The 25,386-nt window shown below is 65.8% G+C and carries 21 protein-coding genes and 2 pseudogenes; 15 read left to right on the forward strand and 8 right to left on the reverse strand.

All coding sequences use genetic code 11. The features are described from left to right. Positions 1-159 precede the first annotated feature (159 nt). From AC1DS6_RS21290 to AC1DS6_RS21325, 8 genes and pseudogenes are all read left to right on the forward strand, one after another. The gene (locus AC1DS6_RS21290; RefSeq protein ID WP_441629003.1) at positions 160-498 is read left to right on the forward strand and encodes a hypothetical protein; all 339 of its coding nucleotides are present in this window, start codon (positions 160-162) and stop codon (positions 496-498) included. A gap of 383 nt (positions 499-881) precedes the next feature. Next, positions 882-1,031, forward strand: a pseudogene (locus tag AC1DS6_RS21295) (ribbon-helix-helix protein, CopG family); the annotation flags it as partial. Positions 1,032-1,154: 123 nt separating this feature from the next. Beyond that, complete coding sequence (gene hyfB / locus AC1DS6_RS21300) at positions 1,155-3,179, forward strand: hydrogenase 4 subunit B (protein WP_477103021.1); 2,025 nt, start codon at positions 1,155-1,157, stop codon at positions 3,177-3,179. 7 nt (positions 3,180-3,186) lie between these two features. Next, entirely contained in the window at positions 3,187-4,134 is a 948-nt protein-coding gene (locus AC1DS6_RS21305) for a respiratory chain complex I subunit 1 family protein (RefSeq protein WP_477103022.1), read from the forward strand. Position 4,135: 1 nt separating this feature from the next. Beyond that, positions 4,136-4,795 (forward strand): formate hydrogenlyase, encoded by a 660-nt coding sequence (locus tag AC1DS6_RS21310; protein ID WP_477103023.1) that lies wholly within the window; start codon positions 4,136-4,138, stop codon positions 4,793-4,795. A gap of 1 nt (position 4,796) precedes the next feature. Next, positions 4,797-6,251, forward strand: coding sequence for a hydrogenase 4 subunit F (locus AC1DS6_RS21315; RefSeq protein ID WP_441629011.1), 1,455 nt, complete (start codon positions 4,797-4,799; stop codon positions 6,249-6,251). A 4-nt stretch (positions 6,252-6,255) separates the two neighbouring features. Continuing rightward, a complete protein-coding gene (locus AC1DS6_RS21320) occupies positions 6,256-7,803 on the forward strand; it encodes a hydrogenase large subunit (protein ID WP_477103024.1) in 1,548 nt (515 codons plus the stop codon). Continuing rightward, a complete protein-coding gene (locus AC1DS6_RS21325) occupies positions 7,803-8,321 on the forward strand; it encodes an NADH-quinone oxidoreductase subunit B family protein (RefSeq protein ID WP_477103025.1) in 519 nt (172 codons plus the stop codon). Before AC1DS6_RS21320 ends, AC1DS6_RS21325 begins: the two co-directional genes overlap by 1 nt. A 197-nt stretch (positions 8,322-8,518) precedes the next feature. On the opposite strand, the gene AC1DS6_RS21330 is transcribed toward AC1DS6_RS21325, so the two are convergent. The 3 genes from AC1DS6_RS21330 to AC1DS6_RS21340 form a co-directional block, all read right to left on the reverse strand. Next, on the reverse strand, positions 8,519-9,508 hold the full coding sequence (locus AC1DS6_RS21330; protein ID WP_441629017.1) for a tripartite tricarboxylate transporter substrate binding protein: 990 nt from the start codon (positions 9,506-9,508) through the stop codon (positions 8,519-8,521). Positions 9,509-9,577: 69 nt separating this feature from the next. Continuing rightward, positions 9,578-10,732, reverse strand: a complete 1,155-nt coding sequence (locus tag AC1DS6_RS21335; protein ID WP_441629019.1) for a CaiB/BaiF CoA transferase family protein — start codon at positions 10,730-10,732, stop codon at positions 9,578-9,580. A gap of 11 nt (positions 10,733-10,743) precedes the next feature. Continuing rightward, entirely contained in the window at positions 10,744-11,709 is a 966-nt protein-coding gene (locus AC1DS6_RS21340; RefSeq protein ID WP_441629021.1) for a hydroxymethylglutaryl-CoA lyase, read from the reverse strand. A 239-nt stretch (positions 11,710-11,948) separates the two neighbouring features. On the opposite strand from AC1DS6_RS21340, the gene AC1DS6_RS21345 reads away from it, so the two are divergent. The 3 genes from AC1DS6_RS21345 (at position 11,949) to AC1DS6_RS21355 (ending at position 14,796) form a co-directional block, all read left to right on the forward strand. Then, positions 11,949-12,851 carry a LysR family transcriptional regulator gene (locus tag AC1DS6_RS21345; protein WP_441629023.1) on the forward strand — a complete coding sequence of 301 codons (903 nt, stop codon included), beginning with the start codon at positions 11,949-11,951 and terminating at the stop codon, positions 12,849-12,851. A gap of 152 nt (positions 12,852-13,003) precedes the next feature. After that, a complete protein-coding gene (locus tag AC1DS6_RS21350) occupies positions 13,004-13,237 on the forward strand; it encodes a DUF2188 domain-containing protein (RefSeq protein ID WP_441629025.1) in 234 nt (77 codons plus the stop codon). A 137-nt stretch (positions 13,238-13,374) separates the two neighbouring features. Then, on the forward strand, positions 13,375-14,796 hold the full coding sequence (locus AC1DS6_RS21355) for an MFS transporter (RefSeq protein WP_477103026.1): 1,422 nt from the start codon (positions 13,375-13,377) through the stop codon (positions 14,794-14,796). Positions 14,797-15,014: 218 nt separating this feature from the next. Here AC1DS6_RS21355 and AC1DS6_RS21360 read toward each other — a convergent pair whose 3' ends face one another. From AC1DS6_RS21360 to AC1DS6_RS21370, 3 genes are all read right to left on the reverse strand, one after another. Then, positions 15,015-16,181 carry a DSD1 family PLP-dependent enzyme gene (locus AC1DS6_RS21360; RefSeq protein ID WP_477103027.1) on the reverse strand — a complete coding sequence of 389 codons (1,167 nt, stop codon included), beginning with the start codon at positions 16,179-16,181 and terminating at the stop codon, positions 15,015-15,017. Next, positions 16,174-19,218 (reverse strand): FAD-binding and (Fe-S)-binding domain-containing protein, encoded by a 3,045-nt coding sequence (locus AC1DS6_RS21365; protein WP_477103028.1) that lies wholly within the window; start codon positions 19,216-19,218, stop codon positions 16,174-16,176. The genes AC1DS6_RS21360 and AC1DS6_RS21365 overlap by 8 nt, the downstream gene beginning before the upstream one ends. A 340-nt stretch (positions 19,219-19,558) precedes the next feature. Beyond that, positions 19,559-20,779, reverse strand: coding sequence for a pyridoxal-phosphate-dependent aminotransferase family protein (locus AC1DS6_RS21370; RefSeq protein WP_441629033.1), 1,221 nt, complete (start codon positions 20,777-20,779; stop codon positions 19,559-19,561). 171 nt (positions 20,780-20,950) lie between these two features. Between AC1DS6_RS21370 and AC1DS6_RS21375 the strand changes: the two genes are divergently transcribed. From AC1DS6_RS21375 to AC1DS6_RS21385, 3 genes are all read left to right on the forward strand, one after another. After that, positions 20,951-21,676 carry a GntR family transcriptional regulator gene (locus AC1DS6_RS21375; protein WP_035864360.1) on the forward strand — a complete coding sequence of 242 codons (726 nt, stop codon included), beginning with the start codon at positions 20,951-20,953 and terminating at the stop codon, positions 21,674-21,676. 191 nt (positions 21,677-21,867) lie between these two features. Next, positions 21,868-22,092 carry a DUF2188 domain-containing protein gene (locus AC1DS6_RS21380; protein ID WP_035864358.1) on the forward strand — a complete coding sequence of 75 codons (225 nt, stop codon included), beginning with the start codon at positions 21,868-21,870 and terminating at the stop codon, positions 22,090-22,092. 219 nt (positions 22,093-22,311) lie between these two features. Then, positions 22,312-22,500, forward strand: coding sequence for a DUF3008 family protein (locus AC1DS6_RS21385; protein ID WP_441629036.1), 189 nt, complete (start codon positions 22,312-22,314; stop codon positions 22,498-22,500). A 79-nt stretch (positions 22,501-22,579) separates the two neighbouring features. Here the strand turns inward: AC1DS6_RS21385 and AC1DS6_RS21390 are convergent. Beyond that, positions 22,580-23,112: pseudogene (locus tag AC1DS6_RS21390) on the reverse strand (MFS transporter); the annotation flags it as partial. Between the two features lie 90 nt (positions 23,113-23,202). Beyond that, positions 23,203-24,186 (reverse strand): aldo/keto reductase, encoded by a 984-nt coding sequence (locus AC1DS6_RS21395; protein ID WP_441629038.1) that lies wholly within the window; start codon positions 24,184-24,186, stop codon positions 23,203-23,205. Positions 24,187-24,397: 211 nt separating this feature from the next. Between AC1DS6_RS21395 and AC1DS6_RS21400 the strand changes: the two genes are divergently transcribed. Further along, positions 24,398-25,306 (forward strand): LysR family transcriptional regulator, encoded by a 909-nt coding sequence (locus AC1DS6_RS21400; protein WP_441629098.1) that lies wholly within the window; start codon positions 24,398-24,400, stop codon positions 25,304-25,306. Positions 25,307-25,386 lie beyond the last annotated feature (80 nt).

The raw sequence follows: 25,386 nt of genomic DNA on the forward strand, positions 1-25,386 counted from the left end.
AATCCGCAGTTCCACTTCGAGGTCGCATCCGGCAAAGGTCCGCGCAAGGGCACCGAGATGCCTGCCCTCCCTGCGAGGTGCCGACCGGAAGGCAATGCTTCCTGCCGTCACGGAATGCCGCGGCCGCCGTCAGGCCCTTGCAACAATCGGGAGAGATCCATGCACAAGCCGGCGGTTAGTTATCGCGTCACTCCGCGCGCAAAGGCGCTCGTCGACGGCAGTTTCCAGCCGAAGGTGCTGGTGGCCATCTACCGGGGTGATGCCCTGCTTAGAGATGTCACGCTCTACGCGCGCGGTGGCTCTTGTCCGTTACGCGCCACCGCGGCAAGGCTTGCCGAAGCGCTGGCCTTGCGGATTCAGGCGGTACTTCAAGCGGTGCTTGAGGACATACAAGAGACGGATGACGTCGCCACGGCCGCCATTCAGACACTATTGCGCCGTATTGGACTCAGGACGAGCCTGCGATCCGTCACCATGGGCGATGCCGGCGCCAGCTAGCCGGGTTCGGGAAGAGGCATTGGTGGCGCAAGGACGCAGCACCGCATGTCCACGCCCCCTGTCAAGCATCCCAATCCTCCACCTGCTCCACAAGCTGCTCCATGGTTGCTTCGCCAGCCCGTTCGCGCAAATGCCTCACGCGCTTTGATGCCTGCGTGGCTTATGTTAATCACATTAACATAGTGATTACACGTATGGCGCATTGAATTATGGTTCCTGGCATATGAAATCTTCATCCCGTATGCTAGGTTGTAACAAGCAAATGGCGACCGCCGCTGCCGATTCACCGGCAGTGCTCGGTGGCAGTGCCGAGCACCGCCTGGCAGCAGACATTCATGCATGATGTGATGCATCTGACCATCGTACTAGCACGTTGAGGCTCCATGGAGATCAAGACTGCTCGGCTGACGCTGCTCATCGATCCAAACAAGAAGGCCGCTTTCGAGCGCCTTTGCGCGCAACAGGATCTGACGGCATCGCAGGTGGTGCGCCAGCTCATCCGCGAGTACCTCGCTCAACATGGGGTCCAGTACGTGCCCAGCGGATTGAACTCGGACAATGTCGAGCCTGCCGGCGATGAGACAGTGCCACAAGCGCAGGCGCAGTCTGAAGCCCCGCCCGCCAAACGGCGCACCGCACGCCGCAAGGGCTAGGCCATGAGCAGCCTGCCCCCGGCCGCACAATGGCTCCATATCGACTGGGTGCTTATTGTCGTGGGGGCCTGGTTGCTGGTCGGGGCCGCGGGCGTTCTCGCGCTGCAGCGGCTGACCCTGGTGTCTCGCGTTCTCTTCCCTCTCGGTGGATTGCTTGGACTGGCGCTTTCCGGCTTCGCGCTCGCCTCGGTACACGGCACGCCGGAGGTCGCAGTACTGGCCATCGGGCTGCCGTCGCTGCCCTTCCACGTCCGGCTCGACAGCCTCTCCGCTTACTTCTTGATGGTCATCGGCGGCGCGACCGCGGGCATCTCCATGTTCGCGGCCGGGTATTTCCGCAAGGGCGAGGGCACGCCGCCAGGCTTGCTTTGCCTGGAATATCACCTGTTCCTGGCCTGCATGGCCGGTGTCATTCTGGCTGACGATGCCTATTCGTTCATGGTGATGTGGGAGACCATGGCGCTGTCGTCATTCTTCCTGGTGACCGCGAATCACCGCATTCCGGAGGTGCGCAGCGCCGGCTACATCTACATCACGATGGCGCGGATCGGCGCGATCGCAATTCTGCTCTGCTTCGGTGTGCTGCAGGCCAACACCGGTGACTACACCTTCGCCAACATGCGCGGCCAGGCTCTGACGCCCTTCTGGGCATCGATTGCCTTCCTGCTTGCCGTGTTCGGCTTCGGCGCCAAGGCCGGCATACTGCCCTTGCATGTCTGGCTGCCGGAGGCACATCCGGCAGCGCCCTCGCCGGTCTCCGCGATGATGAGCGGCGTCATGCTCAATACAGCCATCTACGGGCTGTTGCGCGTGTCCTTCAATCTGCTGTCCATGCGCCTGTGGTGGTGGGGTGCGCTGCTTCTGGCCATCGGCCTGGCCACCGCCCTGTTCGGCGTGGTCTTCGCCGCGGTGCAGACCGACATGAAGCGCTTGCTGGCCTACTCGTCGATCGAGAACATGGGCCTGCTGTTTGTCGCCATGGGCCTGACCCTGATCTTTTCGGCTTATGACATGAGGCCGATGGCGGCACTAGCCCTGACCGCGACGCTCTATCACGTCGCAAGCCATGCCTTCTTCAAGAGCCTGCTTTTTCTCGGCACGGGCAGCGTGCTGCATGCGACCGCCGAGCGAAGCCTGGGCAAACTGGGCGGATTGATACGGTACATGCCCCGGGTGGGCTGGCTCACATTGCTGGGGGTGCTGGCCAGCGCAGGCCTGCCTCCGCTCGGCGGTTTCGTGTCGGAGTGGCTGCTGCTGCAGAGCTTCCTGTTCACGCCCGGCTTGCCGATGCCACTGCTGACCATGCTGATTCCGGTGGTCGCCGCGCTGATCGCGCTGGTGGCGGCGCTGGCCGGTTATACGATGGTCAAGTTCTTCGGCGTGATCTTTCTCGGCCAGCCGCGCGAGCACAAGCTCACCCACCCGCATGACGCCGGCCCCTGGGAATGCGCGGGCATGGCGTGGCTGGCCCTTGGCTGCGTGGCGCTTGGCCTGTTGCCGACGCAGTTCATTCAGCTGATCGACCCGGTGACGCGACAACTGGTCACCGCCGGCCTGGGTGCCCAGGTAGCGGCAAGCGGATGGCTGCTGGCGCCGACCAACCGGGACCAGGCCAGCTATGGGCCGGTCATCTTCCTGCTCGGCATCCTGGCCAGCTTTGCCCTGGCCTATGTGCTCGTGCGCTGGCTGTACCACGGCCGGTTGCGCCGCGGCCCGCCGTGGGCCTGCGGGTTTCCCTGGGGCACCGCGCGCATGCAGGACACCGCCGAGGGATTCGGCCAGCCTATCCGGCAGATCTTCGAACCCTTTTTCCTGATGGAGCGCGAGCTGCCGACGCCCTTCGACGAACGGCCGCGCTACCGCGTGACCATTGAGGACCGCTTCTGGCGCTGGCTATACCTGCCCGCTGTCGATCTGGCCTCGTATCTGGCGCGGCTGGCCGGCTTGATGCAGCAGGGGCGCATCTCCGTGTATCTGCTGTATAGCTTCCTGACTCTGATTGCCACGCTGCTGGCGGTGATGCGATGAGGTCTCCATGACAGTCACCGGCTTGCTGTCACAGTCGATCGAGATCGTGATATCGATCGCCCTGGCGCCGCTTCTGACGGGCTGGGTCAATCAATGCCGTGCCTGGTTGCAGAACAAATCCGCGCCTAGCCTCTGGCAGCCATATCGCACGCTGCACAAACTGTTCAACAAGGAATCGGTGGTGGCAGACAACGCATCGCCGCTGTTCCGCGTCACGCCCTATGTGGTGTTCGGCTGCATGGCGCTGGCATGCGCGATCATCCCAACCCTCTCGACGGACCTCCCGCTGGCGCCCGCGGCCGATGCGATCGCGCTGGTCGGCCTGTTTGCGCTGGCACGGGTTTTCATTTCGCTGGCGGCGATGGACATCGGCACCGCCTTCGGCACCCTGGGGGCGCGGCGCGAGATGCTGATCGGGTTTCTTGCCGAGCCGGCATTGCTGATGGTGCTGTTCTCGGCCTCGCTGGTTTCCAAATCGACATCGCTCACTACCATCGTCGAGACACTCGCCCATCGCCAACTGGCGATCTACCCCGGGCTGGCCTTTTCCGGCGTTGCGTTCACCATGGTGTCGCTGGCGGAGAACGCACGCGTGCCGGTCGACAACCCCGCCACGCATCTGGAGCTGACGATGATCCATGAGGCGCTCATCCTGGAATACTCGGGCCGCCACCTCGCACTCATCGAGTGGGCCGCGAGCCTGAAGCTGTTCGCCTACTCGTGTATCGGACTCGCGCTGTTCTTCCCCTGGGGCATCGCCGAGGCCCAGGCGCCATCGTCCATGCTGCTGGCGCTGCCGGCGCTGCTGGCCAAACTCATGGTGGGCGGCATCCTGCTTGCCGCGCTGGAGACGGTGAGCGCCAAGATGCGCATCTTCCGCGTCCCGGAATTCCTGGCTACCGCCTTCTTGCTGGCGGTGATCGGCATGCTGGTGCATTTGCTGCTTGCCCGCTGACATGAGCACCCTGCTGACCCAGTTCGTCAACCTGCTCGGCGCGGTGCTGCTGATCCTGGCCTTCGGGATGATCTCGCAGCGCCGCATCCTGACGCTGATCCACCTGTTCACGCTGCAGGGCGCCACCCTGGCGCTGGCGACGGCCGTGGTCGGCTACGTGACCCGGCAGCCAGACCTGTACCTGTCGGCCGGCGTGACTTTCGCGCTCAAGGTGCTGCTGATCCCCTATCTCCTGCACCGGGTCATCACCCGGCTTGATATCCGCTGGGACGTAGAGACGCTGATCAACATCCCGACCATCATGGTGATCGGCATTCTGGTGGTGATCTTCGCGTTCAACCTGGCCATGCCGATCTCGCGGCTGTCGGTGAAGTTGGCCAGCGGCACGCTCGGCATCGCGCTGGCCTGCATACTGCTTTCGTTCCTGATGATGATCACCCGGTCGAAGGCGATACCGCAGGTCATCGGCTTCCTGGCCATGGAGAATGGATTGTTCTTTGCCGCGACCTCGGCGACCTACGGCATGCCGATGGTGGTCGAGCTAGGCATCGCGCTGGACGTGCTGATCGGCGTGCTGATCCTGGGCGTGTTCATGTTCCAGATCCGCGAGCAGTTCGACAGCCTGGACATCCGCCACCTAGAGAAGCTGAAGGAGGACTGAGTTGATCGCGCTAGCCTTCCTGCTTGCAACCCCGCTCGCCGGCGGGCTGGTGCTGGCTCTGGTCGGTCATCGCGATCATGCCCGCGACGTCAACGTCGTGTTCAGCCTGGGCACCTTCATCGCGGCCTGCCTGCTCACCGGGCGGATTATCGACGACGGTCCCACGCTCGCGTGGGACCGTGCGTTCTACATAGACGCCCTGAACGTGTTTCTCGTTACGCTGACCGCGTTCGTGGGCCTGACCACGTCCATCTTCTCGCGGCCCTACATGCGCGTGGAGCGCGACCACGGCAAGATGACGCCGCCGCGGCTGCGCCTGTACCACAGCATGTACCAGCTATTCACCTTTACGATGCTGCTGGCGCTGACCACCAACAATATGGGCATCGTATGGGTGGCGATGGAAGCCGCCACGCTGACCACGGTGCTGTTGGTCAGCGTGTACCGGACCGCGGCCAGCCTCGAGGCGGCCTGGAAGTACTTCATCCTGTGTGGCGTGGGTATCGCCCAGGCGCTCTTTGGCACGGTGCTGCTCTACATGGCGGCCGAGCAGGTCATTGGCCCCGAGGGCGGCGCGCTGCTGTGGACCAACCTCGATGCGGTCAAGGGCCGGCTGGACCCGAATATCATCACTCTGGCGTTTGCCTTCCTGTTCATCGGCTATGGCACCAAGGTCGGCCTGGTTCCCGTGCACAACTGGCTGCCGGACGCGCATGCCGAGGGGCCAACCCCGGTGTCCGCCGTGCTGTCCGGCCTGCTGCTCAATGTGGCGCTCTACGCCATCCTGCGCTGCAAGGTGTTGACGGACGGCGCGCTGAACAACCATCTCACCGGCCGCCTGATGATGGGCTTCGGCCTGGTTTCCGTAGTGGCGGCGGTCTTGCTCCTCATCCGTCAGCGGGACGTCAAGCGCATGTTCGCCTACTCCTCCATCGAGCATATGGGCATGATGACCTTCGCTTTCGGCATGGGCGGCCCGATCGCCAGCTTCGCCGGACTGCTGCACATGACGGTGCATTCGCTGGTCAAGTCCGCGATCTTCTTCGCCGTCGGCCATGCGGCCCAGCAAGCGGGAACCCAGGCCATGGACGAGATCCGCGGGCTGGTCCGGGTCAGCCCCACGGTCGGTTGGGGCCTGATGCTGGGCGTACTGGCCATTCTGGGCATGCCACCCTTCGGCGTGTTCGCCAGCGAGTTCCTGATCGTGACGACCGCGATGCGGGAACAACCCTGGGCCACGCCCTTCCTGCTGGTCGCGCTCGGCCTGGCCTTTGCGTCAGTGTTCAGCCGCGTGCAACCGATGGTCTTCGGCGAGACCACCCTGAAACCCCTGCCGCACCCGCCGGCGCTGGTCCCGGTATTCTTGCACCTCATACTCGGCTTGATGCTGGGTCTCTATATCCCGCCGTACCTGGATGCGTGGTACCGCCAGGCGGCCGCCATGCTGGGGGGTTGAGCACATGGCCCTGCCTGAACTCGGACTCGACCTGCATCGCCTCCCGGCACCGCTGCCGGTATGGCACGGGCTCGCCGGTCCCGATGCATGGAGCGCGGCAGCGCGCACGGTCGCGGACACGGGCGGACGACTGATTTCCGTGTGGGGCGCCGATCGCAGCGCTGCGGGCGGGACGTTGGCGGCATGCGCCGCGTATGCCGTACCGGATGGACTGGTCTGGCTCGAACTGCGGCTCGGCGGCCCGGCTCAGGGGGTTCCGGATCTGGCCGGCATCTTCCCGTGTGCCGGGCGGATGCAGCGCGCCATGGCGGACCTCTCGGGCATCCGGGTGCAAGGCAGCCACGACCAGCGCCCGTGGCTCGACCATGGCCTGTGGCCACCCGGGTCATTCCCCCTGCAACATGGGACGCAACCGCTGGCCGCCGCGGGCAGGCTGCCCGCGGACTACGCCTTCGTACGTGTCGATGGCGATGGGGTGCATGAGATAGCCGTCGGCCCGGTGCATGCCGGCATCATCGAACCCGGCCACTTCCGCTTCTCCGTCGTCGGCGAAAAGGTGCTGCGCCTTGAAGCCCTCCTCGGCTACACGCACAAGGGCATCGAACGCCGCTTCACCGAACTGGCGCCGAGTGAGGCTTACCGGCTCGCAGGCCGCATCTCAGGCGACTCGACCGTGGCCTATGCCTGGGCCTACTGTATGGCGCTGGAATCCGCCTCGGGGAGCGAAATACCGGCAAGGGCGGCCTCGCTGCGCGCCCTGATGCTGGAGCGCGAGCGCGTGGCCAACCACCTGGGCGACCTCGGTGCGTTGGGCAACGATGCCGGACTGGCCTTTGGACTGGCTCAGTTCTCGCGGCTGCGCGAGGATTGGCACCGGCTGTCCGGGGAAGCCTTCGGACATCGCTTCATGATGGATGCGGTGGTGCCCGGGGGTGTCGCGATCGATCCGGCGCCGCGCATGATGGACCGGCTGCGCAAGCAGTGCGACGGCATCGAGCGCGAAGTTCGCGCGTTGCGGCGCGTCTATGACGAGCATGCCGGACTGCAGGACCGGTTTCGCGCCACGGGCCGGGTAACGCCACAACTTGCCGCCCAGCTTGGCCTCGCGGGGCTCGCCGGACGCGCCAGCGCGCAAGCGGCGGACCTGCGCTGCGACCACGCATGGCCGCCCTATGACCGGTTAGACGTCACGATGGCCACGCACCGCGATGGCGATGTCGCCGCACGCGTGGCGATGCGCTTTGACGAGACCATTGAATCCCTGCGGCTTGTTCGCGCCATCTGCTCGGAACAGCCCGGCGGCGCGATCCATGCCGGCATCCGGGCGCAAGACGCGATCTCCATCGGAGCAGGCTGGGTGGAGGGCTGGCGCGGCGAAATCCTTGTGGCGCTCGAAATCGGCGCTGACGGCAGAATCCTGCGTTGCCACTGCCATGATCCCTCCTGGCAGAACTGGCCGGTGCTTGAGCACGCGGTCATTGGCAACATCGTTCCGGACTTTCCGCTGATCAACAAGTCATTCAACCTCAGCTATTCGGGACACGACCTCTGATGTGGCGCATCCTCAAACAAATCGTCCGCACTGGCATCGTCACGGAGCCGCCGCCCCCGGCCGTCGATGGCGATGGTGGCGCCGCGATGCAACGTATCCACCGGGACATCCTCGACATCCTCGGTCAGGCGCTCACGATCAGGGAGGTCGATGCAGGCTCGTGCAACGGCTGCGAGCTGGAAATCCACGCGCTCAACAACCCCTACTACAACATTGAGGGGCTTGGCATCAAATTCGTTGCCAGCCCGCGCCACGCTGACATGCTGCTGGTGACAGGACCGGTTTCGCGCCACATGGAAGACGCTTTGCGGCGTACCTATGACGCGACGCCAGAGCCGAAACTCGTGGTCGCGGTGGGTGACTGCGGCTGTACAGGAGGCATCTTCGGCGAGAGCTATGCGAGTTGCGGTCGCGTCGCCAACGTCATCCCCGTCGACGTCGCCGTGCCTGGCTGCCCGCCTCCCCCCATCGAGATCCTGCGGGGGATACTGACCGCCGTGCAGCGGCGCAAAAGCTAGATCCTCCACGTGATCCTCATGGAGGATGGCGACGGCATCTTTTAAAGGAAGCGTGGTCAACGCGGCCACGACGGCTCCGGGGGTCGTGCAGACCGGCGTAGTGACCGGCATCAAGCACATTTTCCGACAGGGAGCGAGACAACGGGAAGCGGGGAAAGCCGGCAGGGGTTGCCCCGCCGCGACAGCACACCCCGACCTCACTCCAGGGTCACATTGGCCTTCTTGACCAGTGCCGCATAGCGCGCCGCTTCGCTCTGGAAGAACTTCGCGGCGGCCTCCGGCGTGCCGGGATTGATCGTATTGCCCTGCCTCTTCATCGCTTCCAGGACATCCGGGCTGGTGAATGCCTTGACGAACACGGTGTTGAGGCGCTTGACCTCGGCCGGCGGAAGCCCTGCCGGACCCACCACGGCAAACCAGCCCTCGACCGCGAAGTCTGGCAAACCTTGTTCGGCGATGGTTGGAATCTCCGGCGCGGCGGGCGAGCGCGTGGCGCCGCACAGGCCGATCGCACGCAGGGTGCCGTTCTTCAGGTGCGGCGCCACGGCGTTAAGCGCCACGACCCCCATCTCCACCTGGCCCGCGATCAGGTCGGTCATCATCGGGCCGGTGCCTTTGTAGGGCACGTGCCGGGCTTTGACGTGCGCTTCATCGAGGAACATCTCCGCGGCGAGCTGGATGATGGTACCGTTGCCCGATGACGCATAGTTGAGCGAATCGGGCTTGGCCTTGAGCAAGGCAACGAGTTCCTGCACGTTCTTCGCGGGAACCTTGGGGTTGACCACAAGGACCAGCGGCGTCGAGCCGATCACGCTGATGGGCGTGAAGTCCTTGATCGCGTCGAACGGCATCTTCTTGTACACGCTCGGATTGATGACATGGTTGTTGGAGAACAGGCCCAGCGTCGTGCCATCGGGCGGCGCCTTGGCCACCGCCGCTGCGCCGGTAATGCCGCCGGCGCCGGGGAGATTCTCGATCACCACCGGCTGGCCCAGGCTCTTGCCGAGCGACGGTCCGGCGGCGCGCGCGATAGCATCCACGCCCGAGCCCGCGCTGATAGGCAGGATCAGGCGTACCGGCCGGCCCGAGCCTTGGGCCATGACGGTGCCGGCCGGCAAGGCGACCGCGAGTGCGATGGCCGAAGCGGCCATGCCGAGTACCGCCCGGCGCGAAAGGGGGAATGCCATGTCTGTCTCCGTATGCTTATCGTTCTGATCCGCGTGGCCATCCGATGCCACGCGGCAATGCGGGTAGATTCAATCCGGCGTGCGCGTGCGCAGGCCGGACAGGATTTCGTCGTTGTGCTCGCCGATGCCCGGCAGCGGCATGCGCACGCCGGGCCTGCGTCCGCCCATCAGCAGCGGCAGCAGCACGACGTCCGTGGTGCCGCCATCCTCGGTCTGCATCGGCACGAGGCCACCGCTTGCCTTCAGGTGAGGGTCATCCAGCAGTTGCTCCGGACGCATGATGGGCGCGTAGGGAATGCCCGCGGCTTCGAGCTTCGGCGAGAGTTCTTCCACGCGATGGTCCTTGAGAATCGCACCCAGCCGTTCCAGCAATGCCGGACGTACCGCGACGCGCATGGCGTTGGTCGCGAGCTCCGGATCGGCAGCCAGGTCGGGACGTTGCAGCACGCCGCACAAGATGTTGAACTGCTTGTCGCTGACGGCGCCGATAAACAATTGCTCGCCTCCGGCCAGCGTGAACACGTCGTAGACGCTCCAGGCGGACACGCGCGACGGCATCGGCGGCGGCGGCTCGCCTGTCATCGAGAACTGCTGCATATGCTGGGACGACAGGAACACGCAATTCTCGAACAGCGCGCTCTGCACTTCCTGCCCCCTGCCGGTACGGTCGCGCTCCCGCAGGGCGGCCATCACGCCGATGGCGCCGAACATGCCGCCCATGATGTCGTTCACCGAGGTACCCGCGCGCAGCGGGCGGCCCTTGGGCCCGGTCATGTAGGACAGGCCTCCCATCATCTGCACGACTTCGTCGAGCGCCAGGCGGTTTTCATAAGGGCCGGGCAGGAAGCCCTTGTGCGACACGTAGATCAGCCCGGGGAATCTGGCGGACAACGTGGCGTAGTCCAGCCCGCATTTCTCCATCAGGCCCGGGCGGAAGTTCTCCAGCAACACATCGCACTGGCCAACCAGTTCCGCTGCCGTGGCCTGTCCTTCCGGGGTGGTGATGTCGATGACGACGCTCTTCTTGTTGCGGTTGAACGAGCGGAAGAAGCCGATGCCAAGGCCGGGCAGGTTGCGCGTCTTGTCGCCGCCGGGGGGTTCGACCTTGATGACTTCCGCGCCCAGGTCCGCGAGGATCATGCCGCAGGTCGGGCCCATCACCATATGGGTGAACTCAACCACGCGGACGCCGGCGAGCGGCAAGGAGGCATGTTCAGTGCTCATGATTTTCTCTCTCAGGCGCAGGCGGCGGCAGCATCGGCCACCGATGCGGGAAATGTCTTGGGCAGGCCGGCGCGCCACAGCGTGCCGTGCAGGGTCTCATTGGTCAGCCAGCCGGCCACGCGCTCGCGCAGCGCCAGCAACCGGTCGATATCGATGCCGGTATCGAAGCCCATGCTGCCCAGCAGGTAGGCCAGGTCTTCGGTGGCGACATTGCCGCTGGCGCCGGGCGCGTGCGGGCAACCGCCAATCCCGGCGAGACAGGCATCAAAGCGGGTCACGCCGGCTTGCAGGGCGGCATACACGTTGGCCAGGCCAAGCCCGCGCGTGTCGTGGAAATGGCCGCACCAGAAGCGGTCGCCGGCGATTGCCGTGGCGCGTTCAAACAGGCTGCGCACCATTGCGGGATCGGCATAGCCCACCGTGTCCGCCAGGCTGACGCGATCGGCGCCCGCATCCAGCAGGGCCTGCATCAGGCGGAGCACCTCGTCCGGATCCACATGTCCCTGCAGCGTGCAGCCGAAGGCCGTGCCCACGCCGCCTTCGATCAGCGTCCTGGAGCCGGCCGCGTCGCGGGCGGCGCGGATCCTTGCCACCTCGGCCACCACCTCGTCGGGCGTCTTGCGCAGGTTGGCCAGACTATGGGCATGGCTGGCGGACAGCGGCACCAGCATCAGGTCGGCGCCGCTGGCGATGGCGTTTTCCGCGCCCCGCAGGTTTGGTACCAGGACCGAGACGAACAGCCCCGGCAGCGACCTGGCAAAGTCCACGAGTTCCGCGGTATCGGCGAGTTGCGGCAGCAGCTTCGCCGGGACGAAGGAGCCGACCTCTATTTCCCGCTGGCCTGCCGCATAGGCCGCCTGGATCCACTCGCGCTTGGCGGAGGTCGGCAGGATGGTGGCGATGCTCTGCAGGCCGTCGCGCAGCCCGACCTCCCGAATCACGGCCCGGCGTGGAGCGAATTCAGCGTGTGTTGTCATTCTGTCTGGGTCCCCTCGGATGTTCGTGTTTCGGTCTGGCATGAGCACTCTATGCCATTCCAATCGAAGGCAGAAGCGCTAATCCAGAAGCACTAACATTCCGAATCGGAATGGCTAGCTAGCATCACACCATCCCATGCGCCCCCGGTTTAGAAATTCCTGAGCAACGCAACACCCGCTAAAATTACTACGCTAAATTTCCATATCGGAAATCCTGAACTCAACACCGGAAGCTTCCGATGCGTGACCTGGACCTCACCTCCCTGCGCCTGTTCGTGGCGGTTTGCGAGACGCGCAACATGGCGCGCGCCGGCGAACAGCAACACATCGTGGCTTCGGCCATCAGCAAGCGCCTGGCTCAACTGGAAGACACCGTGGGCGTCACGCTGTTCGAGCGGCGCCGGCGTGGGGTGATACCGACCGCGGCTGGCGAGATCCTCCTAGAGCACGCACGCGCCATGCTGGCCGCGGCTGATCGCGTGGAGCGCGATATGACCGACTACGGCACTGGCATCAAGGGACAAGTCCGCCTGCTGTCCACTGTCTCGTGCATGGCCGAGTCGCTCCCCGACGATATCGCCAGCTTTCTGCAAGTGCCTGACCATCGGGATATCCGCGTCACCGTCGAGGAGAGCATCAGCCGCGAGCTTGTCCGCTCACTGCGGGAAGGCTCCGCGCCGCTGGGCATCTGCTGGGATGCCGCGGATCTCGAAGGACTCCAGACCCGGCCCTATCGCAGCGATACCTTGGCAGCCATCGTGCATTCCTCGCATCCGCTCGCGAGCCAGGCGGAGTGTTCCTTCGAGCAGACGCTTGAATTCGACCATATCGGCCTGCCCGGGCAGACCGCGGTACACACCATGCTGGCGCGCGCGGCGGCCATCATCGGCAAGCCGATGGCGTACCGGGTGGTGGTTTCCTCCTTCGATGCGTCCCTGCGCTGCGTCCGCGCAAACCTCGGTCTTGCCATCGTGCCCCGCGAGGTAGTTGAGCCCCTTTCCGCCAGCTTTGGCGTGCAGATGGTCCCGCTCACGGATAGCTGGGCGCAGCGCCGCTTCGCGATTTGCTTCCGCGACGAGGCGAGCCTCTCGCCGGCGGCGAAGCTGTTGGTGGATTACCTGGTACGCCAGGCGGCATCCTGACAGCCCGCCGGGCACCGTCGGGCCAGAACACCTATGCTTGATTCCTGCGAGGCGCGTGAACCTGCGGGACTGCGCCCCCTGGCGCTACTGTTCCAGCGCGTCACAATACAGAGCAGAGCGTGGCCTCGGGCCACGGATACCGGGAGACCTCCATGGATTCGAAAGCGCAGCGCAACGTACATGTCGTGCCTCACGGCGACGGCTGGGATGTCGTCCATGAAGGCGCCAGGGGCGAGCGAGCCCATTTCCTCAATCAGGAGGAAGCCGTCGAGGCCGCCACGGTGATCGCCAGGCGCGAGAAGGTAGAGTTGCTGGTTCACGGCCAGGATGGCCAGATCCGCATGCGCAACAGCTATGGTCACGACCCTCGCGACGTGCGGGGCTAGACAGTAAGCCGGCGCCATCGGGAGCGACCCGGGATCCGGAAATACCAAGCCATTGCTTGTGTAATTCACGGCACCACCTTATTATCCAAGCATCATTTTGGATAATAAGGTGGCAGCCATCCTGCCGCACGCTCTCAATGCCCCCTGAACAAGCCTTCACCGGCGCCTGGCGCGAACTGCTCCTTGGCAAGAACGGGTTACTTGCCCTCGCCCTTACCGGCGGCGTGGCGCTTCACGCCATCAACGTCCACATTGTCACCACCGTGCTGCCGTCCGTGGTACGGGACATTGGCGGCCTGGACTGGTACGCCTGGAACACCACGCTTTTCGTCGTCGCCTCCATCGTCGGCGCCGCGCTGTCCGTCCGGCTTCTGGCCGCCCTGGGACCGCGCGGTGCCTCCATTGCCGCGCTGGCCGTGTTCGCACTGGGATCGGCGGGCTGCGCGCTGGCGCCGTCCATGCCCTGGATGCTGGCCAGCCGTGGCGTGCAGGGGCTGGGCGGCGGCACGCTGGCAGCGCTTAGCTATGCACTGATCCGGGTTGTGTTCGCGCCGCCGCTATGGCCCCGCGCGGTGGCGCTGGTCTCGGGCATGTGGGGCATCGCCACGCTCTGCGGGCCGGCCGTGGGCGGATTGTTCGCCCAGGTGGGGCATTGGCGCTGGGCGTTCTGGACGCTGCTGCCGGTGTCCATCATGCAGGGCTTGCTGGTGGCGGTGCAATTGCGCCCGGCCGGCGAGCGCGCATCGTCCGCCGCCGCGCCGAGCATTCCCGCCGCGCAGATCGCACTGCTGGCTGCGTCGATCCTGGCTGTCGCCGCCGGCAGCCTGTCGGCGGCGATGGGCTGGCAGGCCGCCGGCGTGGCCGCGAGCCTGGCATTCGGCGCCGCCGCCATTGTGTGGGACCGGCGCGCGCTGGTGCGGTTGCTGCCTAGCGGCGGCACCGAGCCCGGCACGCCGCTGGGCGCGGTCTATGCCAGCGTGGCCCTGCTCCTGATCGGCACCACCACCGAAGTCTTCGTGCCTTATTTCCTGCAGACCTTGCATGGCCACACACCGCTGGCCGCGGGCTATCTCACAGCCGCGATGGCGGGTGGCTGGAGCCTGGGCGCGCTGCTTTCCTCCGGCCACGGCGGTACGGGCGCGGCACGGCTGCTGCGCGCGGGGCCGGTACTGTGCGCCGCCAGCCTGATCGCGCTGGCGATAGTGGTACCGGCGGGGGCAAGCCTGGCGCCGACGGCTCGCACGCTGCTCAGTGGCCTGGCGCTGGCCGGCGCGGGCGCTGGCGTGGGCATCGGCTGGCCGCATTTGCTGACGCGCGTGCTGACGCTGGCGCCGCACGGCGAGGAAGGCACGGCTTCGGCCGCGATCACAACCGTCCAGCTCTACGGCATGGCGATCGGCGCAGCGATCGCGGGGCTGGTGGCGAATGCCGCTGGCCTGATCGTCCCCGGCGGCACCGCGGGCGCGCAGTCGGCTGCCGCCTGGCTGTTCGCCAGCTTTGCCGTGGCGCCCGTGCTGGCAGCGCTGGCCGCGCGCCGGATTACAAGCCGGGCGCATTAGGATTCCGTGGCGTTGCGCCAACTCCGCCGCCGCTACCCGCGCCCGGACGCGCTCAGGCATGCGCCGCGCCTTGGCGCGCAAGTCCGCTAGCATCGCCACCGGCGTCAGGTCGCGCCAGCTGAACGGCAGGTTGCTGACCATCGGCACGGTATGGAGCGCGGACGAGGTGACCAGCAACTTGTGGGCCCCCACGGTCGCAAGCGCCACCGGCCGATGCATCAGCGGCTCAGGCCTCGCGCATCGATATCCCACAGGCCGGCTACCCGCCCCTGCCGGAAGCAGACGTAGTGCCGGTGCAGGTTGGCGGTAGGGTCGCAGTGCCCCGGGATCAGCAGCAGCTTGCCGCCCAGCAACTCGTGGCTGTCGCCGTTGAGCACTTCGAGCACGCCGTGCTCGTCGTTGGCGGCGACGTAGCGCAGCGACCCGTTGCCGTCGCGCGACCACAGCCGCGGCAGGCCGGAATCGACCGCCACCGTCTTCAGGCCGACATCGCAAACCACCACGCCGGGGCGAGCCGTGCTCATCACCGTGGCCGCGATGAACAGGCTGTGCGCCGGCCGGAATTGCCCCATCCATTCATTGGCGCCGTAATGTCCGTCCAGGAACAGATAGGACCCCGGCTGGATCTCGGTGTAGACGCTGCTGCCGACGTCGAACTCCGCGGTGCCGGTCCCCCCGCCCGTGACCACCGGGCAGGCGATGCCGCGCGCATCCAGGTGCCGGACATAGGCATGCGCCGCTTCGGCAGCCCGTTGCGCGGCCTGGCGGCGCTGCGCCCAGGCGGCGATATGCTGGGCCGGGCCGTGATACGCCTGGAGGCCGCCGAACCGCAATGCCGGAAACGCTGCGATGGCGTCAGCCAGCGCGCTCAAGGCATCGCGGCTGGCAACGCCACAGCGTCCGTGTCCCACGTCGACCTCCGGCAACACCGTGATCTTCGCGCCCGCGGCGGTGGCGGCGGCCCCCACCGCCCTCACCTGCCGCACGTCATCGGCGCAGATGCTCAGCGCCACATGCCCGGCCAGTTCTATCGCCATGGCCACCTTGTCGGCGCCGGCGAACTCGTTGCTGATATGGATGCTGGCGATGCCGGCCGCCGCGAACGGATAGGCTTCGCTCAGCTTCTGGCAGCAGATGCCCGCGGCTCCCTGGGCCATCTGGGCCCGGGCGATGGCGACGGACTTGTGCGCCTTGGCATGCGGGCGCAAGGCCACGCCCGCGGCAGCCGCCAGGTCACGCATCTGCAGCAGGTTCGATTCGAAGGCGTCCAGGTCCACCAGCAGCGCCGGTGAACCCACGTCCTCCAGCGCATCGCCCTTCGCGGCCGGCTCGGGAAGCCGCAAGGGTGGCCGCCTGGCGGCTGCCGGGCCGGTGTGCTCACGCATGATGCAGCTGCCCCTGGTCTTTCCGCTTCAGCGCCATCGCCAGCACGCGCGCCACGTGCACGGCCTCGGTGTCCGCGCCGTCCAGGATCTGGTGGCGGCAACTGGTGCCGTCGGCGACCACCAGGGCGTTGGCCGCGCGCTGGCGCACCGCCGGCAGCAGCGAGAGTTCCGCCATGGCTTTCGATGCCTCATAGTGCTCGGCCTCGTAGCCGAAGCTGCCCGCCATGCCGCAACAGGAGGAATCCACCGGCGACACCTTCAGGCCGGGGATCCAGCCGAGCACGGTCTGCACCGGGGTGAAGGCATCGAAGGCCTTCTGGTGGCAGTGGCCATGTACCAGGGCCTCGCCGGTCTGCAGCGCATCGAGATCGAGGGCCAGGCGTCCCGCCGTCTTCTCCCGCACCAGGAATTCTTCGAACAGGAAGGCCTGGGCGGCCAGCTTCCTGGCCTCGTCGCCGTAGCCGTAATTGAGGAACTCGTCGCGCAGGGACAGCAGGCACGAAGGCTCCAGCCCCACGATCGGGATGTTCCGGTCGACATAGGGCTTGACGGCATCCAGCAGGCGCCGCGCTTCCTCCCTGGCCTGGTCCACCAGCCCCGCCGCAAGGAAGGTACGGCCGCAGCACAGGGGGCGCTCGCCTTCGCGGGTGTTGAAGTGCACCGTGTAGCCGGCGGCTTCCAGCACTTGCTGCGCCGCCCGCGCGTTTTCCGGCTCCATGTAATTGGTGAACGTGTCCACGAAGAGCATGACTTCGCGGCCCGGTGCTGCCTGCCCCCTGGTCCGGGCTTTCGACAGGAACGATGTCTTGAAGCGTGGCAACGAGCGCTGCGGCGCGAATCCCACCGCGCGCTTTATCGCGCCGGAGATGCCGGGAATGCTGCCGGCCAGCGCGAGCAGCGCGGGGAACCGGCTGGCGACCGGCGCATAGCGCGGCATGAAGGCCACCATGCGCTCGCGCAGGGTGATGCCATGGCGCTTGGTCCAGGCATGGCGGGCCTCGATCTTGAACTTCGCCATATCGACGCCCGTCGGGCAGTCGCGCTTGCAGCCCTTGCAGGAGACGCACAGGTCCAGGGCTTCCTTGACTTCCGCGCTGGCAAGGCCCTCATCGCCCAGCTGGCCGGAGACCGCCAGCCGCAGCGTATTGGCACGACCCCGCGTAACGTGCTGCTCATCCTTGGTCACACGATAGCTCGGGCACATGGTGCCCGCGTCGAACTTGCGGCAATGGCCGTTGTTGTTGCACATCTCCACTGCCGCGGCGAGCCCGCCCGCGCGGTCGCTGCCCGTGCCCGGCGCCGTTTCCTCGCCGGTCAGCGGGTTGCGCGTCACGTTCCAGGCGGACCAGTCCAGTGCCGGCGCGAGCGGCAGCGCGGCGTAGCCCGGCGCGAAGCGGAAGTTCTCGCGCGCGTCCATCTTCGGCGGCCGCACGATCTTGTCCGGGTTGAAGCGGTTGTCCGGGTCGAACAGCGCCTTGATCTCGCCAAAGGCGGCATTGATGCGCGGACCGTATTGCCAGGCCACCCACTCACCCCGGCACAGCCCGTCGCCGTGTTCGCCGGAATAGGCGCCCTTGTACTCACGCACCAGCGCGGCCGCTTCCTCCGCGATTTCGCGCATGCGCAGCGCGCCGTCGCGCCGCATGTCCAGGATCGGGCGCACATGCAGCGTGCCCACGCTGGCATGGGCGTACCACGTGCCTTCGGTCTCGTGCTTGTGGAACACGGCGGTGAGCCGGCGCGTGTACTCGGCCAGGTGCTCCAGGGGAACAGCGCAATCCTCGATGAAGGACACCGGCTTGCCGTCGCCCTTCATGCTCATCATGATGTTCAGGCCCGCCTTGCGCACATCCCACAGCGCCTTCTGGGCTTTGGCATCGGGCATCTTGACCACGGAGCCCGGCAGGCCCAGGTCGCTCATCAGCGTCGCGAGATCGTCGAGCCGCGCCAGCAGCGCGCTGTGCTCCTCGCCCGCGAACTCGACCAGCAGGATGGCCTGCGGCTCGCCGGACAGGGCCTGCCCGATCACCGGGCGGAACGCCGGGTTCTCCATCGACAGGTCGATCATGGTGCGGTCCACCAGCTCTACGGCCACGGGCTTGAGCTTGACGATATGCTGCGTCATGTCCATCGCCTGGTAGAACGTGGGAAAGTTCACCACACCCAGTACCTTGTGCTGCGGCAGCGGCGACAGCTTCAGCGTGAGCTGCCGGCTGTAGGCGAGCGTGCCTTCGGATCCCACCAGGATATGCGAGAGATTGGCGTAGCCGTCGTCGGTATAGGCGCGCGGATTCTGGCATTCGAACAGGTCGATGTTGTAGCCCGCCACGCGGCGCAGCACCTTCGGCATGCGCTCGGCGATTTCCTCGCGCTCGCGGGTGGCGATTCGCCGCAGGCCTTGCAGGATGCCCTCCACGCGCCTGTCCGCGACAGCCTCTTTGAGTGAGCCGAAATGGCATTGGCTGCCGTCGGCCAGCACGGCATCGATGCCCAGCACGTTGTGCACCATGTTGCCGTACTCGATGGAGCGTGAGCCGCATGAGTTGTTCCCGGCCATGCCGCCGATGGTGCATTGGGCTCCGGTCGATACATCCACGGGAAACCACAAGCCGTGCGGCTTGAGCCAGGCATTGAGGTGGTCCAGCACGATGCCGGGTTCCACGGTGACGGTGCGGGCGGCGGGATCGAAATCCACGACGTTGTTGAGCCACTTGCTGTTGTCGATCACCAGCGCCTCGCCAACGGTCTGGCCGCACTGGCTGGTGCCCGCGCCGCGCGCCAGCACCGGGGCCTTTTCGTCGCGGGCGATCTCCAGCGCCAGCATCAGGTCGGCCTGGTCGCGCGGCACCACCACGCCGACCGGCATGATCTGGTAGATCGAGGCATCGGTAGCGTAGCGGCCCCGGCTGGCCCGGTCGAAGAGCACATCGCCGCGCAGTTCCTTGCGCAGTCGTGCCGACAGCGGCGAGCTGGCGCGGCCTTGCGACGGCACGAGGTGGATCGGCTTGACCAGCAGCGAGGGGGAGGAATCATTCATGGCTTTCTACCAGTGGCTTGTGGGTATCGGTGCCGCATCTGCGCGCGGCTTGTTACGCGAGGATGAGTTCGACCGCAGGCAGGCCGGCGATCCTGCCCAGCGCCGCGCCCGGCTTGTTCCTCTTTTCGTGCCCGCCCGGTCCGGGCCGGGGCAGATTCATCGCCGCCGGCTCTATGGCCGGTTCCCGCTAGTGCACGCAGGCGGCGGGGCGCCAAAAGGCAACACCTCTCCCTGGCCTCACCCCGGGAGGTGAAGCCATGCCTGTCTGCACTTGCGGTGACTCAGGAAGACCGGCGTACGCCTGCCGCGCGGGCAAGCCGCCCGGCCTTCCGGTGCCGGTTCAGGCCGCGGCCTTCAGCGCTGGCGCGTCCGCATGCGCGGCCAGGTACTCCATCGCCGCCACGACCCCGCTCGCCGCCACCGGCACGCCCGCGAGCTTCAGCCCCATCTCGCAACCGGACAACGTGGCCATCAGGGTCAGGTCGTTGCAGTCGCCGAGATGCCCGATACGGAACATCTTGCCGCGCATCTTGCCCAGTGCCTGCCCCAGCGACATGTCGAAGCGTTCATAGATGTGCTTGCGCACCGCGTCGGCGTCCACGCCCTCCGGCATCATCACGCCGGTCAGCACCGGGCTGTACACCGATGCGTCCGCGCACTGGATCTCCAGCCCCCAGGCCCCCACCGCGCGGCGGGCCGCCTCGGCCAGCCGCTGGTGCCGCGCGAAGACGTTGTCCAGGCCCTCGTCCAGGATCATGTCCAGCGCCTCCGACAGGCCATAGAGCAGGTTGGTGTTCGGCGTGTACGGCCAGTAGCCGTTCTTGTTGGCTTCGATGATTTCGTCCCAGCCCCAAAAAGCACGCGGCAGCTTCGCCTGCTTGCTGGCCGCGATCGCCTTCGGCGACAACGCGTTGAAGCTGATCCCCGGCGGCAGCATCAGGCCCTTCTGCGAACCCGACACCGTTACGTCCACGCCCCACTCGTCGTGCCGGTAGTCCGCCGAGGCCAGGCCGGAGATGGTGTCCACCAACAGCAGCGCCGGGTGGCCGGCCGCGTCGATAGCGCGGCGCACGGCGGCAATATTCGAGGTAACGCCGGTCGAAGTCTCGTTGTGCACCACGCATACGGCCTTGATGGCGTGCGCGCTGTCGGCACGCAGGCGGGCTTCGATCATGTCCGGCTGCACGCCGCGGCGCCAGCCCTCGATGCCCGGCAGGCCCAGGAATTCCGGCTTCAGTCCCAGTGCCTCCGCCATTTTCTTCCACAGCGTGGCGAAGTGACCCGTCTCGAACATCAGCACGTTGTCGCCGGGGCTCAGCGTATTGGTCAGCGCGGCTTCCCAGGCACCCGTCCCGGAGGCCGGATAGATGATCACCGGCTGCGCGGTCTTGAAGATCTTCTTGATATCGGCCAGGACCTTGCGGCCCAGCGCGCCAAACTCCGGACCGCGGTGGTCGATGGTCGGATAGCTCATCGCACGCAGGATGCGGTCGGGCACGGGGCTCGGACCGGGGATCTGAAGGAAGTGGCGGCCAGCGGGGTGGAAGTCGAGTTTGATCATGGATTGGTCCCTCCTTTGTGGATTATGAATTTTGCATTCAAAATACTTTAGCAGACGAAAGGACCGCCTTCCAAGCGCTGAATGACTGTAAACACTGGGTGTTTACCCCGACGCTGCGCGTCTGGTGAGAGATGCAGTAAAATGCGGAAAACGCAAAGATAAGGACTTTGTATGCAGAATCCAGTTGGCGGCGACCTCTCCCGCCCTGCGCCGGTCCTCCCCAAGGTTGAACGGCAACGGCTTCACGACACAGTAGTCGAGCACCTGCGCAAATTCATCGTGGAAGGCGTGCTATCGCCAGGCATGAAGCTCAATGAACGCGAATTGTGCGAAACCCTCGGGATCTCGCGCACGCCGCTGCGCGAGGCGTTCAAGGTGCTGGCGGCGGAAGGCCTGATCGAGATTTCTCCCAACCGAGGCGCCAGCGTCTCGCGCATGACGGAATCGGAAGTGTGGGAAACCTTCGAGCTGATGAGCGGCCTCGAAGCTTTTTCGGGCGAGCTGGCATGCGAGCGCATCACGCCGGCCGAGCTGGCGGAGATCAAGGCGCTGCATTATTCGATGCTGGCCTGCCGCGTGCAGAACGACCTGCCGGGCTACTACAGCCGCAACCAGGAAATCCACGACCGGATCAACGAAGCGGCGCGCAATGCCACGCTGCGCCAGACCTACCAGAGCATCAACCGGCGCCTGAAGGCGCTGCGTTTCCGCTCGAATCACGAGACCGACAAGTGGGACCGCGCCGTGCACGATCACGAAGACATGATCAAGGCACTGGAAGCGCGCGACGGCAAGCTGCTCGGCTCGATTCTCAAGCGGCACCTGCTGGAAAAGCGCGACGCCATCATGCGGATCCATCCGGATCCCGTCGGCGACCCGCCCACGGCTAACGCGTAGGCGCGCCGGAAAGCACGGCATATTTCTTGCGGCGATGTCCTGACGAGTAAAGCGCTACCGCCACACCTGCACTGAAACGGCGCCGTCTCCCCGTTGCGCCTTTGTCAGACACTCCCCGATGGTCATGCGTCACGGCGGGTCCAGAATGGAAATATTCACACGTCCAAACACGTCCCAAACAGGAGATCGCCATGACAGCCAGGAATATCCACGTTTTGCCGCACGGAACCGGCTGGGACGTGATCCAGGAGGGGGCGAGGTATGCCAACTCGCATCACACGTCCCAGGAAGACGCCGTGGAAGCCGGTACCCGGGACGCCCAGCGCGAGCACGTCGAACTTCTGATTCACGGCCTGGACGGACAGATCCGTGCGCGCAACAGCTTTGGCCATGATCCTCGTTCGGTGCACGGCTGAGCGCCGCGTCGTGAAGACTTTCCTACCGGCGTTGCACTATTCGCCGCCACTGCCACGCGGCAGCGGCGCCAAACCCGAGCGGCCCAACCCACGAGGAGGCGTATCCCGCCGGCAGGCAAGCGTGGCGTTGCGCGGGCACGTGCTTTGCTCCAAGCGCATACCCCGCCGCCATCCGGTGGCGGCTTTGGTCACGCATTGCATACGCGAAGGAGGATCTCCATGCACGCGAAGTCAAAGGCACAACAAATGGCCGCTGGCGCGGCGCTTTCCGCGAAGCGCGGCGACCGGAAGGCAAGTAGCCTGAAAGGCGCCTCGAAATCCATGTTCAGGTCGATGAGCGAAGCCGAGCTGCACGAGATGGCCGCCACGAGGCAAAAGGGCAAGCCGAGCCATACGAGCAAGTCATAAGGCCATAAGGCCATAAGGCGTTCCGCCAGACTCGCCCAGACAAGGAAGACACCGCTCCGGGCGAGTCCGGGCCGCTTCACTAATCTGTTGAAACCCGAGCCGGCCTGATAACGCTGGGCGCAACGGCGGGAGATTGCACGAGAAACAGCGCGCAGAGCAGACTGCCGATGCTCAGGAGGGCGATGACGACACCCATCCGCCAGGGTGTACCGTCCGTGCCGACGCCGACCAGAGCCGAGCCGACGATGCCGGCGCCGTACTGGATGGCGCCGGTCAGCGCCGACACGGCACCGGCGCGTCCGGGAAACGTGCTGAGCGCACCGGCAATCGAATTGGCGACGATAAGGCCGGTTGCGGAGACGAGCAGGAAAAGCGGTATCACCAGACCCGCCAGCCCGCCCCAGCCAGTCCGGGCGGCGACTGCCAGCAGAATGCCCGCGATTGCCGCGCCGATGGTACCGGCCCGCATCAGGCGATCGCTGCCAAGCCGGGTCACCAGCCTTGAATTGACCAGGTGGTGATCATGATGCCGGCGATGCCCGCACCAAACAGCACGCCGTAGGCCTGCGGCGATACGTGGTGGCAGGTGATGTACGCGAAAGGCGTGCCGGCGTCAGTGACATGGTTCGATATCCTGCTGCGCACGGCAAACGCGCCGGTACCCGGAAGGCCGGACACCGGCGCGTTGCCGCCACAGGCAAGTCAGCGATCGACTCGCTGCTGGAGATGGGCCGGGTAACGATCACCCGCGACGGTGATCCGTTGCAGTGCCGCCTCGATGACGGACAAATCCTCGGCCGACAGTTCGACGGCGGCCGCGCGGACGTTCTCATTCAGCCGGTGCAGCTTCGTGGTACCCGGAATCGGTGCGATCCACGGCTTTTGCGCCAGCAGCCAGGCGATCGCAATCTGTGCCCGCGTGGCGCCCTTGCCGTCCGCAATCCGGCCAAGTACCTCGACGAGGCCCGCATTGGCCTTGCGGTTTTCCTCGGAGAAGCGTGGCACAACGTTGCGGAAGTCAGTCTTGTCGAACGTGGTGCCCGCGTCGATGGCCCCTGTCAGGAAGCCCTTGCCTAGCGGGCTGAACGGCACAAAGCCGATGCCGAGCTCCTCGAGGGTCGGCAGCACCTTCTCCTCCGGCTCGCGCCACCACAGCGAATACTCGCTCTGCAGCGCCGCCACCGGCTGCACGGCGTGCGCCCGGCGGATCGACTGCGCGCCAGCCTCGCACATGCCGAAGTGCTTGACCTTGCCCTCCCGGATCAGCTCCCCGACGGTGCCCGCCACGTCCTCGACCGGCACGGCCGGGTCGACACGATGCTGGTAGAACAGGTCGATGCGATCCGTCTTCAGACGCTTCAGCGATGCCTCCGCGACGGCGCGGATACGCTCGGGCCGGCTGTCGAGGCCCTTTGTCGAATCGCCGTCCTTGAAGCCGAATTTGGTGGCGATCGCCACCTGGTCGCGAAATGGCGCCAAGGCCTCGCCGACCAGTTCCTCGTTGACGAACGGGCCATAGGCCTCGGCCGTGTCAAAGAATGTGATGCCTTGCTCGAATGCGGCCCGGATCAACTTGATGCCTTCGGACTTTTCAGTGGCCGGGCCGTATCCGAAGCTCAAGCCCATGCAGCCAAGGCCGAGTTCCGAAACATCAAGACCGCTGTTACCAAGTGTGCGCTTTTGCATAATTTCTCTTTTCCAAATGTCGCAGCGGATCGTTGCCGTTGATCGGGCGCTACTGTCACGGCCTTTGCAGGGAGGCCGTAGCTGCGCGGGCAACGCCCGACACGTGTCAGTCGCTATTTGCTGTGGTGGATTGCTGTGGTGGATTCTAGGTTGCTGTACTTCATTCAACAATCCGCTTACCATTTCACAGGGAGTTGAGAGAAATTCATCAATGATGCGCGCTGGCCTGTCCGAACTGACTGCTTTCATGACCATTGCCGAGCAGCGAAGCTTTCGCGCGGCCGCGCGCACGCTGGGCGTTTCGCCGTCGGCGCTAAGTCACGCAATGCGGAATCTCGAAGCGAAGCTGGATGTGCGATTGTTTAACCGGACGACTCGGTCGGTCGCGCTGACCGAAGCGGGTGAACAGCTTCTGCGGCGCGTCAGGCCGGCTATCGCCGACATCGAGGATGCGGTAAACGAAGTCGCGTCAGCAAGCGACCGGCCGTCGGGCTCGATCCGTATCAGCGCATCCGAGTCCGCGGCAAGGCCGCTTGTGCGCCATGTGCTGCCGGACTTCCTGGCGGCTTACCCCGGCATACACGTCGAGTTCATCGTGGACACACGACTCGTGGATATCGTGGCCGACGGTTTCGACGCCGGCATACGGGTTCTGGACGATGTGCCGCGCGATATGATCGCCGTCCGCTTCGGACCTGACATGCGGTTCGCAGCAGTGGCATCCCCGGAATACCTCTCGCGTCATGAGCCGCCGAAAGCGCCACACGACCTGGGGCAGCACCGATGCGTCCGCTTCCGGTTCGAGAGTGGCGCGCTCTACCGCTGGGATCTCGAGCATCGCGGCAAAAGCGCCAGCATCGATGTCGACGGGCCGCTGACGCTTGGCAACCTGAATCTGATGGTCGAAGCAGCGCTGGCAGGTATCGGCATCGCCTGGGTCCCGGAAGATCAGGTTGCGGAGCACCTGGCCTCGGGCCGGCTGATCCACCTGCTGCCGGGATGGAGCCCTTCCTTTCCCGGCTTGTGCCTCTATTACCCGGCTAACCGGCACCCGCCTACCGCGCTGAGGCTGTTTGCGCAGGCGGTGCGCGAGTGGGCCAGCCGTCGGCCGGCGTTGTGACGATCAGTAATGACGATCAACGCGGCCTGGCGCCGGAGATCGTTCACTTCATCGCCCGCTTTTCCGGAACGCGGCAAAGC

The sequence above is a fragment of the Cupriavidus sp. 05L310 genome (genome assembly GCF_056398185.1).

Coding starts and splice junctions, on each gene's coding strand:
- AC1DS6_RS21345 (WP_441629023.1), top strand. CDS start 11,949: ATGCGTGACCTGGACCTCACCTCCCTGCGCCTGTTCGTGGCGGTTTGC.
- AC1DS6_RS21380 (WP_035864358.1), top strand. CDS start 21,868: ATGACAGCCAGGAATATCCACGTTTTGCCGCACGGAACCGGCTGGGAC.
- AC1DS6_RS21325 (WP_477103025.1), top strand. CDS start 7,803: ATGTGGCGCATCCTCAAACAAATCGTCCGCACTGGCATCGTCACGGAG.
- AC1DS6_RS21355 (WP_477103026.1), top strand. CDS start 13,375: ATGCCCCCTGAACAAGCCTTCACCGGCGCCTGGCGCGAACTGCTCCTT.
- AC1DS6_RS21370 (WP_441629033.1), bottom strand. CDS start 20,779: ATGATCAAACTCGACTTCCACCCCGCTGGCCGCCACTTCCTTCAGATC.
- AC1DS6_RS21335 (WP_441629019.1), bottom strand. CDS start 10,732: ATGAGCACTGAACATGCCTCCTTGCCGCTCGCCGGCGTCCGCGTGGTT.
- AC1DS6_RS21290 (WP_441629003.1), top strand. CDS start 160: ATGCACAAGCCGGCGGTTAGTTATCGCGTCACTCCGCGCGCAAAGGCG.
- AC1DS6_RS21365 (WP_477103028.1), bottom strand. CDS start 19,218: ATGAATGATTCCTCCCCCTCGCTGCTGGTCAAGCCGATCCACCTCGTG.
- AC1DS6_RS21350 (WP_441629025.1), top strand. CDS start 13,004: ATGGATTCGAAAGCGCAGCGCAACGTACATGTCGTGCCTCACGGCGAC.
- AC1DS6_RS21330 (WP_441629017.1), bottom strand. CDS start 9,508: ATGGCATTCCCCCTTTCGCGCCGGGCGGTACTCGGCATGGCCGCTTCG.
- hyfB (WP_477103021.1), top strand. CDS start 1,155: ATGAGCAGCCTGCCCCCGGCCGCACAATGGCTCCATATCGACTGGGTG.
- AC1DS6_RS21395 (WP_441629038.1), bottom strand. CDS start 24,186: ATGCAAAAGCGCACACTTGGTAACAGCGGTCTTGATGTTTCGGAACTC.
- AC1DS6_RS21375 (WP_035864360.1), top strand. CDS start 20,951: ATGCAGAATCCAGTTGGCGGCGACCTCTCCCGCCCTGCGCCGGTCCTC.
- AC1DS6_RS21320 (WP_477103024.1), top strand. CDS start 6,256: ATGGCCCTGCCTGAACTCGGACTCGACCTGCATCGCCTCCCGGCACCG.
- AC1DS6_RS21400 (WP_441629098.1), top strand. CDS start 24,398: ATGATGCGCGCTGGCCTGTCCGAACTGACTGCTTTCATGACCATTGCC.
- AC1DS6_RS21360 (WP_477103027.1), bottom strand. CDS start 16,181: ATGCGTGAGCACACCGGCCCGGCAGCCGCCAGGCGGCCACCCTTGCGG.
- AC1DS6_RS21385 (WP_441629036.1), top strand. CDS start 22,312: ATGCACGCGAAGTCAAAGGCACAACAAATGGCCGCTGGCGCGGCGCTT.
- AC1DS6_RS21340 (WP_441629021.1), bottom strand. CDS start 11,709: ATGACAACACACGCTGAATTCGCTCCACGCCGGGCCGTGATTCGGGAG.
- AC1DS6_RS21305 (WP_477103022.1), top strand. CDS start 3,187: ATGACAGTCACCGGCTTGCTGTCACAGTCGATCGAGATCGTGATATCG.
- AC1DS6_RS21310 (WP_477103023.1), top strand. CDS start 4,136: ATGAGCACCCTGCTGACCCAGTTCGTCAACCTGCTCGGCGCGGTGCTG.